The sequence below is a fragment of the Acinetobacter sp. LipI_19 genome, assembly GCF_058242925.1.
Genome location: NZ_JBZAYK010000001.1, coordinates 2,207,371 through 2,221,315, shown reverse-complemented (window position 1 = coordinate 2,221,315; position 13,945 = coordinate 2,207,371). Strand labels below are relative to the sequence as shown.

The 13,945-nt window shown below is 40.2% G+C and carries 13 protein-coding genes; 4 read left to right on the top strand and 9 right to left on the bottom strand.

Going from position 1 to position 13,945, the window contains the following annotated elements; genetic code table 11:
* Positions 1-55: 55 nt before the first annotated feature.
* The 3 genes from cntA to cntB all read left to right on the top strand — a co-directional run bounded on the left by cntA (position 56) and on the right by cntB (position 3,819).
* Positions 56-1,171: a carnitine monooxygenase subunit alpha gene (gene cntA, locus AC4CVF_RS11005; protein ID WP_336954777.1), complete on the top strand. Its 1,116-nt coding sequence runs from the start codon at positions 56-58 to the stop codon at positions 1,169-1,171.
* A 128-nt stretch (positions 1,172-1,299) separates the two neighbouring features.
* A complete protein-coding gene (locus AC4CVF_RS11000; RefSeq protein WP_419361247.1) occupies positions 1,300-2,751 on the top strand; it encodes an NAD-dependent succinate-semialdehyde dehydrogenase in 1,452 nt (483 codons plus the stop codon).
* Positions 2,752-2,862: 111 nt separating this feature from the next.
* Positions 2,863-3,819, top strand: coding sequence for a carnitine monooxygenase, reductase subunit CntB (gene cntB, locus AC4CVF_RS10995; protein ID WP_336954775.1), 957 nt, complete (start codon positions 2,863-2,865; stop codon positions 3,817-3,819).
* A 192-nt stretch (positions 3,820-4,011) separates the two neighbouring features.
* On the opposite strand, the gene AC4CVF_RS10990 is transcribed toward cntB, so the two are convergent.
* From AC4CVF_RS10990 to AC4CVF_RS10960, 7 genes are all read right to left on the bottom strand, one after another.
* Entirely contained in the window at positions 4,012-4,893 is an 882-nt protein-coding gene (locus AC4CVF_RS10990; protein ID WP_490789443.1) for a SphA family protein, read from the bottom strand.
* A gap of 242 nt (positions 4,894-5,135) precedes the next feature.
* Positions 5,136-6,197: an NADH:ubiquinone reductase (Na(+)-transporting) subunit F gene (locus AC4CVF_RS10985; protein WP_419361239.1), complete on the bottom strand. Its 1,062-nt coding sequence runs from the start codon at positions 6,195-6,197 to the stop codon at positions 5,136-5,138.
* A gap of 11 nt (positions 6,198-6,208) precedes the next feature.
* The gene (locus tag AC4CVF_RS10980; RefSeq protein ID WP_004721365.1) at positions 6,209-6,571 is read right to left on the bottom strand and encodes a phenol hydroxylase subunit P4; all 363 of its coding nucleotides are present in this window, start codon (positions 6,569-6,571) and stop codon (positions 6,209-6,211) included.
* 94 nt (positions 6,572-6,665) lie between these two features.
* Positions 6,666-8,192, bottom strand: a complete 1,527-nt coding sequence (locus AC4CVF_RS10975) for an aromatic/alkene/methane monooxygenase hydroxylase/oxygenase subunit alpha (RefSeq protein ID WP_490789442.1) — start codon at positions 8,190-8,192, stop codon at positions 6,666-6,668.
* Between the two features lie 67 nt (positions 8,193-8,259).
* Entirely contained in the window at positions 8,260-8,529 is a 270-nt protein-coding gene (locus AC4CVF_RS10970; RefSeq protein WP_004721361.1) for an MmoB/DmpM family protein, read from the bottom strand.
* 12 nt (positions 8,530-8,541) lie between these two features.
* Positions 8,542-9,543 carry an aromatic/alkene monooxygenase hydroxylase subunit beta gene (locus AC4CVF_RS10965; RefSeq protein ID WP_490789441.1) on the bottom strand — a complete coding sequence of 334 codons (1,002 nt, stop codon included), beginning with the start codon at positions 9,541-9,543 and terminating at the stop codon, positions 8,542-8,544.
* Positions 9,544-9,561: 18 nt separating this feature from the next.
* Positions 9,562-9,852 carry a phenol hydroxylase subunit gene (locus AC4CVF_RS10960; protein WP_336954770.1) on the bottom strand — a complete coding sequence of 97 codons (291 nt, stop codon included), beginning with the start codon at positions 9,850-9,852 and terminating at the stop codon, positions 9,562-9,564.
* 406 nt (positions 9,853-10,258) lie between these two features.
* On the opposite strand from AC4CVF_RS10960, the gene mobR reads away from it, so the two are divergent.
* Positions 10,259-11,941, top strand: a complete 1,683-nt coding sequence (gene mobR, locus AC4CVF_RS10955; RefSeq protein WP_336954769.1) for a phenol degradation transcriptional regulator MobR — start codon at positions 10,259-10,261, stop codon at positions 11,939-11,941.
* A 176-nt stretch (positions 11,942-12,117) separates the two neighbouring features.
* Here the strand turns inward: mobR and adeS are convergent, their stop codons facing one another.
* The gene (gene adeS / locus AC4CVF_RS10950; RefSeq protein WP_490789440.1) at positions 12,118-13,209 is read right to left on the bottom strand and encodes a two-component sensor histidine kinase AdeS; all 1,092 of its coding nucleotides are present in this window, start codon (positions 13,207-13,209) and stop codon (positions 12,118-12,120) included.
* Positions 13,199-13,930: an efflux system response regulator transcription factor AdeR gene (gene adeR, locus AC4CVF_RS10945; protein ID WP_419328268.1), complete on the bottom strand. Its 732-nt coding sequence runs from the start codon at positions 13,928-13,930 to the stop codon at positions 13,199-13,201. Before adeR ends, adeS begins: the two co-directional genes overlap by 11 nt.
* Positions 13,931-13,945: the final 15 nt, after the last annotated feature.

Sequence of the window (13,945 nt, the reverse complement as noted above, 5' to 3'; positions counted from 1 at the left end):
CCAATTTTAATCAAAAGGTCGTTAGGACAAAAAAGAGTTTAATGGAGTAAAAGACATGAATGCAGTTGAAAAATTACCAGAAGATTTCTGTTCAAACCCGGACGTAGCTTGGACCTTTCCAAAAGTCTTCTATACATCTTCTCAGGTTTTTGAGCGTGAAAAAGAAGCAATTTTTGCAAAAAGCTGGATTTGCGTTGCACACGGCAGTGAGGTGGCGCAAGCCAATGACTATATTACTCGTAAGGTGATTGGTGAAAACATTATCGTGATTCGAGGTAAAGATAGTGTATTACGGGCTTTTTATAATGTCTGTCCACATCGTGGTCATGAATTGTTAAGCGGAAGTGGTAAAGCGAAGAACGTAATTACCTGTCCTTATCATGCATGGACATTCAAGCTAGACGGGAGTTTGGCGTTGGCACGTAACTGTGATCATGTTGAATCATTTGATAAACAAAACTCAACGATGGTACCGGTAAAAGTTGAAGAATACGCAGGTTTTATTTTTATTAACATGGATGAAAATGCCACTTGTGTTGAAGATCAATTGCCTGAATTTGCCCAAAAACTTAATGAAACTTGTGCTGTCATCAAAGATTTAAAACTTGCAGCACGCTTTGTGACAGAGACACCTGCAAATTGGAAAGTGATTGTAGATAACTATATGGAGTGTTATCACTGTGGACCTGCACATCCAGGCTTTGCAGATTCTGTTCAAGTGGATAAATATTGGCATACCACACATCAAAACTGGACTTTGCAGTACGGTTATGCACGCTCTTCGGAAAAATCGTTCAAGCTTGATCCATCTGTGAAAGATCCAACCTTTAGTGGCTTTTGGACATGGCCTTGCACCATGTTTAATGTACCACCAGGCGGTAACTTCATGACTGTGATCTATGAATTTCCTGTAGATGCTGAAACGACATTACAACATTATGATATTTACTTTACCAATGAAGAACTGACTCAAGACCAAAAAGATTTGATTGAATGGTATCGTAATGTCTTCCGCCCAGAAGATTTAAATCTGGTTGAAAGTGTGCAACGTGGCTTAAAGTCACGTGGTTATCGCGGTCAAGGGCGAATCATGACGGATAAGCAACGTTCGGGGATTAGTGAACACGGTATTGCTTATTTCCAAAACCTCGTTGCGCAATATCACAAGTAATCATTTAAAGGAGCCTCTCAAAACATCACTGGGGCGAACAGCTCAATCATGTGATTTTTAGAGAAGCTCTCAAGTTAAAGGTACGGCAAATGAAGCCGTACCTTGCTTTCAAACCATAGGATCATGACATGTCAAGTTTGCAAGGTAGTCCTCTATTTCAACAACGCGGATGGGTAGATGGTCAATGGATCAATGCACAATCCAATGCCACTGTACCCGTCACCAACCCAGCAACAGGTGAAGAGATTGGGCGTATTCCCAATATGGGGGCAGCAGAAGCAAGCCTCGCGGTTGATGCTGCATATCAAGCCTTAGCAACGTGGAAAGCCTTAACTGCACAAAAACGCGCAGATTTATTATTGGCTTGGTATCAGTTGGTATTGGCACATGCTGACGAACTGGCTCGTATCATGACCATTGAACAAGGCAAGCCTTTGGCTGAAGCCTTAGGTGAAGTGAAATATGCTGCTTCATTTATTCAATGGTTCGCAGAAGAGGGCAAGCGAGTTTATGGTGATGTGATTCCTACCACCAATAATCAACAGCGTTTTATCATTACCAAGGAACCTGTAGGTGTGGTTGCAGCGATCACGCCTTGGAATTTCCCAATCGCTATGATTACCCGTAAAGCTGCGCCAGCTTTAGCTGCGGGTTGTACGATTGTGATTAAACCTGCCAATGAAACGCCTTATTGCGCCTTGGCCATTGCCAAACTTGCAGAAATGGCAGGGATTCCTGCTGGGGTGATCAATGTTGTAACAGGTCAGTCACAAGAAATCGGTGCGGTATTTACCAGTCATGAAAAAGTCAAAAAACTAACTTTTACTGGTTCAACGCCTGTTGGTCGTTTATTGATGCAGCAATGTTCAGACACGATTAAAAAACTTGCGCTCGAACTCGGTGGAAATGCGCCATTGATTATTTTTGATGATGCAGATTTAGATAAAGCAGTACAAGGTGCAATTTTTGCCAAATTCCGTAATGCAGGGCAAACCTGTGTTTGTGCCAACCGTATTTATGTACATGACAAGGTTTATCAGGCATTTACTGAGAAATTTGTGCAAGAAGTTGAAAAATTTAAGATTGGCAATGGTCTTGAGGAAAATGTACAGATAGGCCCTTTAATCAATGAAAAAGCCGTCCTTAAAGCACAACAGTTGATCGATGATGCACGTAAAAAAGGTGCACAAGTGGCTTGTGGTGGTAAACAGCATGCACTTGGACAGACCTTTTTTGAACCGACTGTGCTTACAGATGTGGATCAAAGCATGGAAATTGTCAAAGAAGAAATCTTTGGGCCAGTTGCACCACTGATTCGATTTAGTGATGAAGCAGATGTGGTTGCTCAGGCCAATGACACCATTTTTGGTTTGGCCGCCTATGTGTATAGCGAAAGCATTTCACGGATCTGGCGTGTCGCAGAACAACTTGAATATGGCATGGTGGGGATGAACTCAACTGCAATTTCAAATGAAGTGGTTCCCTTTGGTGGCGTGAAGCAATCAGGGGTAGGCCGTGAAGGATCTAAGTATGGCTTAGAAGAATTCATGACCATTAAATATATGTGTTTAGGGCTATAGGATAAAGGCGTGTTGGACATTCATTGATGATCATTCAACACGCTGCCCCCCAATGAGAAAGCGCTTGAATAAGTACTTAACAAAGCAATATGTGGTAAAGAGGATTTAGACATGGCAAGTCATTATGAAATGTTTGCATCAGTGGTCACAGGGGTAGAGCAACTTACACCATTGATCAAACGGTTTACATTTAAACGTCAGGATGGACAAAATTTTCCTCAGTTTAATGGGGGCAGTCATATCATTGTTAAAATGAATGATCAGCTTTCCAATGCCTACTCACTGATGAGCTGTGCTCAGGATCTTAGCACTTACCAAGTATGCGTTCGTAAAGATGTAGAAGGTAAAGGTGGTTCGGTCTATATGCATGAGCAATGCAATGAAGGTTGTGAAATTCTGATTTCAGAACCTAAAAATTTATTTCCACTGGCTGAAAATGGCGCAAAACATATTTTAATTGCGGGTGGGATTGGGATTACGCCTTTTGTGCCGCAAATGGATGAATTGGCAGCACGTGGGGCAGATTACGAATTGCATTATGCTTATCGTTCGCTGGAGCATGCTGCGCTGTTGCAAGAGCTCAAACAAAAACATGCTGAACATATTTTTAGTTATGTCGATTCAGATGGGAAATGCCTTGACCTCGATCAATTAATTTCCGCACAGCCAAAGGGCACACACGTTTATGTCTGTGGGCCAAAGCCAATGATTGATGCGGTGATTGATCGTTGTAATTTTCATCGTTATCGAGATGAATATATTCATTGGGAACAATTTGCTTCAACCGTACCTGAAGATGGTGAAGCATTTACTGTGGTTTTGGCGAAATCCAATCAGCAAGTCGAAGTTCAAGGCAACCAGACTATTTTACAGGCAATTGAAGCATTGAATATCGATGTTGAGTGTTTATGTCGTGAAGGGGTGTGTGGTACCTGTGAAACTGCAATTCTAGAGGGTGAAGCAGAGCACTTTGATCAGTATTTGAGTGATGATGAAAAGGCATCACAGCAATCGATGATGATCTGTGTATCTCGTGCTAAAGGCAAAAGATTGGTATTAGATTTATAAATAATCATTGGTGTAAACCGAAGTGATTTATGTTGATATATTGCAGCTTTACTTTAACCTGAATTGACGGTTTCTAAATTAACGCCGAATGAGTTTCATTCGGCGTTAATGACTGGTTAAGAGTATGATTTAACATCTACATTTGAGCATCAGCACAAAAAAACAAATACTGTTGAACGCAAAGCATAGCCACTAAAAAGCCCAAACAAATTTTAATACACTCATATGGCCTTCAGGGCGATTTTCAACATGAGTTTCTTTTAAATACTTTGCTTCAATTGACCAGTTTTTATCTTGATATTGTATGGCAGGACCAATTGCCAAAACTTGTCCTCGCATCGCAATATTTTCACCCTGTTGCTTATCTAACTTGGTTTGCTTAAAAGCATAGCCTTCAACAGCCACTTTAACCTGATCAGTAAGTTTATATCCAAGACTATAATCACCAGCAAAATATTCCCCAGATTTGTATTGGGTATCATCATTTTCAGTATTAAAGCTATAAGAAATTTTAGTTGAAATATCTAAACCATTTTTTGGCGCATAGCTGTAAGCAAAAATCGGTCGAACAGTATTATAGTTTTTGCCAATATTGGCGACCAAAGGCTGTTGTGCTGTGGCCTTATCATACTTACCTGTGGCGAGTACTGTTTCTACCGCAGCAATCCAGTGGTGATCTCCTTGATGCCAACCTAACATTGACCCCAACATTAAATCACCTAAGGCTCTGTTATGATCTGACATCCCCGCCGCAGATAATCTGAGATCAACCATAGGCTGTATGGCATAGAAACCCAGTTGACCACCGAGATAGTTTTGTTCTGTCATCCAGACCAAACGGGGTATAAAGGCATTTACATCTAAATGAAAATTCGCTGGGCCATTATCAAAACTTCCAGCATGGTAATTTTGATAATAGCTTAATAGATACACGCCAGCAGGTGGTAGTGCGCCTGCCATTATACCTTCAGCACCGAGGGCAAATGAGTCAGCCCCATTTTCTGTGGCACAGGCAATGCTACTGGTTAAACCGAGCATCAATGGAACTGAAAGTTTGAACATCAATTGTTTCATAGAAAATCCTTTTCAATGATATTTTTATTGCAGGTAGCTGTAGTTAAACGGATTCAGTATCACTACATTTTTGACTAAGCAGCTACTCGACGACGATCAACCTCTGTAGAGGGGACTTGATCAGCGTCCTTTGACTGATATGAGTATTTGGCATGAGTATCTTGAGAGCGATCTGGAATCAGTGCAGATCACTCACGCTGGTGTTGCTATATTGGATAATTTAAGGGTTCAACCACTCAACTTTAGATGTGTCTAAAAAGTGCCGAACGTGATTGCCCATTTGCACCATCTGCCGCACTTAAAAAGCGTTCAGTATGGATGTCTTTTTCAAATAAACGGCTTTGCATCAAGGTGGAGATGGCGGCATCAATCATCGGTGGCGGGCCACATAAATATGCCTTGTGCCCACTGCATTTATTTTCAAAATAATTGGCAACCGCTTCATGTACATAACCTGTAAACCCTGTCCATTGGTCTTCTGGCTTAGGCGCATTTAAGGCAGGGATGTATCTGAAATTTGGATATTCTTTGACAAGCTGTTCGAATTTTTCACGGTTATATAATTCAGCAACATCTCGTGCACCTTGGAACAAATAAATGATACGGGTGTCAGCTTGTTCTAAAAGATCCAGAATCATCGATTGAGGGCTTGAAAGTCCTGAACCACCGGCAATGAAAATGACATTTTGCTGATCAGACTTACGCACAAAAAATTGTCCATAAGGTCCTGAAAGCATCATTTCATCACCAATACCCAATTTCTCATGCACATAGCGTGTTGCGGCCCCACCTTGTACTTTACGAATATGTAATTCGATCAGATTTGCTTCACTTGGTGTATTGGCGATTGAAAATGCCCGAGTTCCTTCAATATTGGGGAGTTGGATATTGATGTATTGACCTGCTTGAAATTCCATTGGGCGATCAAGTTGAAGTCGAACACCTTTAATCGTTGGTGATAAATCCGTTATTTCAATGACCTTGGCTTGGTAGTCTTGGACTAAATAGCCTAAGAAATCCTCGTCTTCATCCACGTCCGCTTCGATGACCATGTCAGATTCGGGCTTGCAACAACAAGCCAACACTTTATTTTCTTCACGTTCAATGTCCATAAGTGCAAAAGGCGAGGCTTCACCTACATCATAAAAACCGTCTGTGACTTGAACTTTACATGTACCACAAGTGCCATGTCCGCAAGCAAAGGGCAACCAAACACCTTGACGCAATGCTGCATCTAAAATGGTTTGATCCTCTTCAACTTGAATGATGGTTCCTGCTGGTTCAATCGTGACTTGATAGCTCATCTGTGTTCTCCTTAAACATGTGTGCCTTGGTAACCTGCTAAATCAGGCGTTACAAAGCGCAGGAGAGATTTATGATCAAAACCCAAATCTTCTAGGGACTTAGAAAAATCAGCCTGTAAAAGATTGCGGTTTAAACGGAATTCAACTTTAGACCAATCAATATGTTTAAAATCGGGATGTTGCTCAAAACCCGCCTGAATTTGCCCATCAATCAAGGCTTGTAAGCTTTGTTTTGGTGAAACCACAAAAGCATGTGCCGAACAAAATAAGGTGTGATGATCCCAACCAATAAACAACAACATGTTTTCGCCGTAATTTTGTTGTAGATCTAGTGGTTCAAATTGATATTTTTCAACAATCGCTTGTACAGTCATGGTGTATTTCCTTAAACTTTTGAATAAATCTTTGAGCGGATGCTGTCGAGTTAGACAACATCCATTGCTTATTTTTTAATTTTTGGATGAGGGTTTAAGCTGCGTTGCCTTTCCACTTTTTCCAGCGCTGTTGGTCAGGAGAACCTTCAATATCGAGATTGTCTGCACCGATATTAAAGTTGTAATAATCCCTTAAAATACTTTCTAAATCTGGACCGCCACAGTTGCCCTGCAAAATTTGATGTACAGGCAGCCACGCTTGAATGTATTTCTCAGGTTCGCGTTCAAAAATGTCATGACAACCATCAGAGCAAGTGTGGTAACGCTCATCTTTGTAAATTGAATCGCGATAGCTAAATAGCGTTGGGTCACCATCCATTTCAGTAAAGGTCATTGGAATTTGGCACACTTGGCACAATTGAGGTAAACCCGCGCTATAGAAGCGTTTTCCTTCAGCTTCCATTTTTCGAGCAAGTTCCCAACGTGGACGATAGTATTTATCAAACGTGTCGGGGTATTTTTCTGAGAGCCAATCCATTTCCTCATCTGTTGGGATCCACGTATGGAAGCCTGCTGCATGACCGAAGTTATAGAAAATCCACCATGCTTGATGCGAAACATGTTCTTTCTCTTTGCTAATCACTTCACTATATTTCGGCATACGTATCCCGTAGCGACTTAAGTCTTTAAACAAAGCGCCACCCGCTTCTTCAAAATAAGTTTCCCAAGCTTCTTTCCATGACATGACTTTATTTGGCAGCATGTAATCCATCATCATACCGACAATGGACAGCAGGCGAGTTCCTCGCCAGAACCATTTATCAATCCATTCTTGTACGATTGGCACATTATCTTCGTGCTGTTCCAGTAAGAATTTTACGATTTCCAGTCCTAACGTCATGTGGCGTGCTTCGTCTGATTGTGCACTAAAGCCAAATGTTACGGTCGCCATATCACCGTTGTAAGCTGCTCCCGACATGAATGGAACGAACAATAAGTTAGTGAGGACATATTCAAAGGCAAAGCTGATTGCCAATAAAAACTCAAAAGGTCCCGCTGAACGTGCATCTTCAAAGAATGATTTAGGTACAGACAAGTACCAGACACGGTCATGCATATGCGCCCAGTCTTGGAAGCCATCAAAGAACTTGTTGTAATGGCTCATGGCATGAATCTGGGTTTGTACATGACGTAATTCATCAATCGATTGCATTTGCGAGGCGATACGTGCACCGATGCCACTGAACTGACGCCCAACATGGGCATAGCCTTGGTACGCTTGATACTCAAGCGGGGTTACCGCGGTTAAAAACAGTTTAATCGCGTTGACATAACGTTCATTTGAAACATTCATTTGTCCATTGTTTTGTGCAAAAGCATCAAAAATGGCATATAGCTTCTTTTCTTTTTCTGCTTGGTATTTCCAATAGTTATCCAGGGTTAAACGGAAAGGATCTTCCCATTTCGACCAGTCGGTAATTTTGATGCCTTCAAACTCTTCATACGGAAAGGCATCTTTACGATCTGCATAGGAAAAGTCCCAATCTAGATCACGGGTGAGTATCCGATATCGTTCTTTGGCATTGAGTTTTTTATTGTTTACTTTGGCTTGGCTATTCATTTTGATCATCCTTTAACTTACATGCAGCTGCCTGCTATTTATGCTTTAAATCTAGGGGAAGCGCAGCTTAGTTCCACTTCAAGGTAAAGCTGTCATCATCTTCATCAACATTGCCACCCAAGGTAATCATGTTGAGTTGTAGTTCTTGGATATCCCAGTTTTGCCCAAGTTTTTCTGATACTGTTTCTGCACGTACCACCAGTTCGCCAGTGCTTTCTACCCGAATCATGGCGGGAAGATATTGAATTGTTGCTTCAGGATTGTCCTGTTCAATCGCTTCAATGATGTAGCGTGAGGTGTCATTGTCTTGCAATGCTAAATAAACTTTAGAGGTCATGATGGCAAATCCTTATGCTGCTAAATCGAGTAAAATGTTGCCGGCTTTTTTGCTACGTTCAGAGATCTTATTTAGACTGGAATCAATCCTAGAATCCGTGAGTGCGGTTTGTGCCCAAGCACTAAAGGCTTGTTTAACTTGGGGTAGTAATTCCGTGATCCATGATTGAATCAGGGTTTTATTGTCTTCAGATTCTAAAATCGCAGTTTTTAAAACACTGTCTGACCACTTCGCTAAATCAGTTAAACAGTCCTTCATAAATTCAGTAAGAATGGCAATATCACGCCCACCATTTTCAACCAGCCATTCATCCAGCTGTCCAAAAACCAGCTCTTGTAACATGCTGTCAATCAACAGATTTTGCAGAATATAAAGTTTGAACCAGTCTTGTTCGGTTAGACTTTGTTCACAAAGTTTACGTAAGGGTTGCCAAGTTTCATTATTTAGCCAAGCGTGTTTGGCTTGCAGTAAGGATTCACCTGTATTGCCATCGAGGATTAAGCCAATACGTGAAATATATTGCGCCATACCGAGGCGATCCATTGCTGCAAAAATACATGCCTGGGTGATGACTGTGCCATAACCATAGGCACTGCCTGACATCATATGTAAGTTGGCCGTTTGTTCGACATAGCGAAAAGGTAATAAACACTGGATGATTTTTTGTTTTACTTCATCACTGAGATTATTGACCAACTGACGTTTTTCAAAAAAAGCATAATGACTTTCAGCTATATCTTGCAGACGTGCACGATGTTGTACATAAGCGCCGTAATAAAACTGGCGAGGGTCTTTAAATGCATACCAATCTTGCATTTGCAAAGCCGTATGGGTTTTATCATTTAAGGTTTTGTCTGGCTTCCATAATGGGCGATAGTGAAAGTTTGTTGAAGCTTGAATATCAAAGCTGACTTCTTGATAGCGTGTTGCGGGCTTGGCTCCAAATCGGCGTTCGATATACGCATAAGTCTGACGAATCGGTTCCAAATTGGATGTTTTAATTTCTAAAGTCATTAGCTTCTCCTTGTAGAATTAAGCCTGATCTTCTTGATCAGAATGTTGGCGAACATGATTTAAAACAGTCGGTTCAATGCCATAACGCCATTTATCTTCCTGCGCATCGTTCCAAGCTTGTTGTTCTGCGGTCATTTCAATGACGTGATTAATTTCACAAAAATGCTGGAAAGCCTGTTGGGGGAGAATTAGTTCCACAAAAAGCGTCGGGTCTTGAATGGCAAAATCGAACTCTACAAATTTGGCATTCCGCTCACCTGTAATACGGATATATTTAACCAATGCGGTAGGTTGTTTAGCGTCAATCATGTGCTTATCCTTTTATCAACATCAAAAAGATTTCGATGTAGAGCTTCATGCTCATGTGCTAGGTTTGCTCTAGATATTTCAAAAGTCGTGCCAATATTAAAATTTAATTAAAATTCAAATGCTTAATATTTATTGATGATAATTTTATGAACAATAGCAGCATTATTTTCATCAAATAATGAACATAAAGAGATGCTGATTTCATCAAAAGATGAAACAGTGATTTTGATAGGTAAGGTCTAGTTAATGCTTATAAAAAACCAATAAAGACTTGATATCGATTAAAATTAAAACAATATACCTTAAAGGTATGAAAATATAAGAATAGGTAGTGAAGCTTTTGGATCAAAATTAGGTAATATCAAGATCGTATTTACAACGAAATATAGCCAAGGATGGATATATCATGCCCCCAGCCAAAGATGTGAAGGTATATAAAAAAATACTGGAACAGAACAAAGATATTCAAGATTTACTCGATAAAATCGTTTTTGATGCTCAACACGGACAAATCTGGTTTGATGAAAATCGGATGTTGTTGATGCATACCAGTATTCTGGGCTTTTTAAGAAAAGATCTTTATCAGATGTTGGGGCTTGAACGCACCAAACGCTTTTTTATTCGTTGTGGTTATCAAGCTGGCATGCGCGATGCAGAAGTAACCTCAAAACTACGACCAAATTTAAATGAAGCAGAAGCTTTTATGGCTGGACCGCAAATGCATGGCATCCGTGGCATGGTGCAGGTTGAAGTCAATGAACTGCATTTGAGCCATGATTTAAAACAATTTTATGCTGATTTTAATTGGCTTAATTCATTTGAAGCAGAAGTGCATTTAAGTGAATTTGGTGCTTCGGATCAACCTGCTTGCTGGATGTTATTGGGCTATGCCTGTGGCTATAGCAGCTTTGTCATGGGGCAGACCATTATCTATCAGGAAACACATTGCGTTGCTCAAGGTGATGAACATTGTCGAATCATTGGAAAGCCGTTGAGTGAATGGGAAAATGCCGATGAGTTGATTCGCTTTATGTCACCCGATGCTGTCTCGGACGAAATCATTGCCTTACAGGCGGAACTCAATCAATTAAAGAAAAATATTTATACCGATGCTGAAAGTGATTACACCATGTTTAATGCGGTAGGCGAGTCGGTTGCCTATCGCAAAGTCTGTGATCTACTTAAAAAAGCAGCAGGGAGTAAAGTCGCAGTTTTATTACAGGGTGAAACAGGCGTTGGCAAAGAAGCATTTGCACGTGGTATTCATAATGGCAGTCAGCGCCAAGCGCAGCCATTTGTGGCAGTGAATTGTGCTTGTATTCCTCCAGATTTGATTGAGTCAGAACTGTTTGGGGTGGAAAAAGGCGCATTTACTGGTGCGGTGCAATCCCGAATGGGAAAATTTGAACGTGCCGATGGCGGAACAATTTTTCTAGATGAAGTGGTCGAGCTTTCACCACGTGCGCAAGCTGCGTTATTACGTATGCTGCAAGAAGGTGAATTTGAACGGGTAGGAGATAGTCGCACCCGCCAAGTCGATGTCAGACTGGTTGCTGCGACCAACGAGGATTTAGAGCAAGCCGTTAAAGATGGTAAATTCCGTGCAGATTTATATTATCGCTTAAATATTTTTCCTGTGATTATTCCGCCTTTACGTCAGCGAAGAGAAGATATTCCCTTGCTGATTAATCATTTTTTAGCACGCTTTGAAAATATGTATAGCAAAACCCTAAAAGGGCTCAGTGATAAAGCGAAAAATTTTATGATGAAATATGATTGGCCTGGCAATATTCGTGAGCTGGAAAACTTGTTGGAAAGAGCCACATTACTGACCGATCATCAACAAGAAATTAAATTGGAAAGTTTGTTTCCACAACATAAAGATTTAGATGCAGTAGGTGAAACTGCACAATCGGCGATCAATGTAGAGGATTTATTTAGCGAGAATTTCTCTTTAGATCAACTTGAACAAAATATTATTCGTAGTGCAATGGATAAAAGCCAGCAGAATGTATCAGAAGCTGCACGTATGCTTGGAATTAGTCGGGCAACATTGGATTACCGTTTAAAGAAAATTACGCTAGGTTAAAATCAAATAGGTCCCAATAACCATAGACCAAGAGCCATAGAAATATGCTTGGATAGCGCTTTGATCAGCTTCAGGCCGCTAGGTTATCTGCTTATAGTTGTTGATAGTTGTCAATTTAAAACAGATGAGTTGAATGCTTGTTTCAATAAAGTCGATTTTATACTTGGATGTTGATCTCATATTTTATTTAAATCGTCGGGCTTAAATAAAATACTAAAACAACTTCCCCCTAAAGCTTGTGACTTGGAATATTCAATGCGACCTTCATGCGCGATCATAATTGCATTGACAACAGATAGACCTAAACCACTACCACCATTCTTTTTGCCTCTGGATTCTTCAAGTCGATAAAATGCATCAAAAATAAAGGGAATATGCTGATCTGCGATACCGGGTCCTTGATCTTCAATGGTTAAAACCAATCCTTCTGATTTTTTTTGGGTGCTAATCCGTAAAATCCCTGCCTGTGCATAACGAATTTCATTTTCAAATAATGCAATTAAGATCTGTTCAAGCCGTTGTCGGTCAAAAAAGCAGGCTTGATCCGATAAATTGGTTTCAATGATTAATTTTGCTTGATCAAAACGGTCTTGAAGTAAGTTTACAGATTGTGTAATGACGTCAGATAGACAAACTGATTCTAGGTTAAGTCGAAGTTGTTGATTATCCGCCAGACTTAGGGTTCTTAGATCTTCGATTAAAAATGACAACTGCTCAACTTGATTGAGCAAATTTTTTAATAAGGCCTTATCGGGGGTAAATATATCGTCAAGCACGCCTTGTAAGCGACCTTGTAAGATAGTCACAGGAGTTCTTAATTCATGTGCAATTGCGGCATTCCAAATAGATGCATTGTTGACTGAGATTTCCAGTTTTTCCGCCATACGATTAAAATCATTGATCATCTTTGTGATTTCAGCGACAGAAGAGGGATTGTCCAATTGCGCTCTTACAGAAAGATTACCCAAACTAATTTCTCTTGCTGCAATGGCTAAAGAATTTAGCGGGGCGATAAAGCGTTGCGCTAATTTTAATCCTAAATAAATAGAGGTTAATGAACCGCATAAAGTCACCAGTAAAATCCAGATCAGATCAATCAAATTAAATGACCAATCTTCAGAATTTAACTGTTCTAGCGAGACCAATTTAAACTCGATGGCAACAAAATAGGTTAAATAGCCAAAAATCAAGGAAAAACATGTGGTCAATAAGCTCACTTTGGCCATGGTGATAATCAGCTGTCGGCTAATTCCAATGTTATGTTTCATCATTTTGCCTTAAACGATAGCCAACACCACGGACATTGATCAATAAGTCGGTTTGATGATGATCTTCCAGTTTTTTACGTAATTTACTGATATGACTGTCTACAGTACGCTCTAAGGCATCACCATCAGGCAAGCAATGGTTCATTAATTCTGATCGGGTAAAAACTTTGTAGGGTGCTTGCGACATCAACGCAAGGATTTTAAATTCCGTTAAGGTAAGGTTTAACAGTGCTTTCGAATGTTCGTTGATAATGTATACACAAAGTGTTTCTGTATTAATTTCAATTGATTTAAAGCTAATGATTTGGGCTTTCGTCTGAGATGACATCGCACTTCTTCTCAATACTGCTTCAACTCTGGCAATAATTTCATTTGGATTGAATGGTTTTACCACAAAGTCATCTGCGCCGATTCTAAGTGCTGTGACTTTATCCACTTCTTGATCTAATGCGGTCAGCATAATCACAGGGGTTTGTTTGGATTGACGAATATGATTTAAAACTTCCCAACCATTTAAGATTGGCAATTTCACGTCAAGAATCACCAGATCAATCTGCTGCTGCGCATGTATTTCGATGGCTTGCTGTCCATTAAGTGCTCTAAGCACATTGAAGCCATTTTTTTTCAGATAATGCTCCACAATATCGCCGATATCATAATCATCTTCAACGACTAAAATTTGTTTACTGGCTGGATCAGACGCAAAAGAAATATTGCCCATTGCTGGATACTTTAA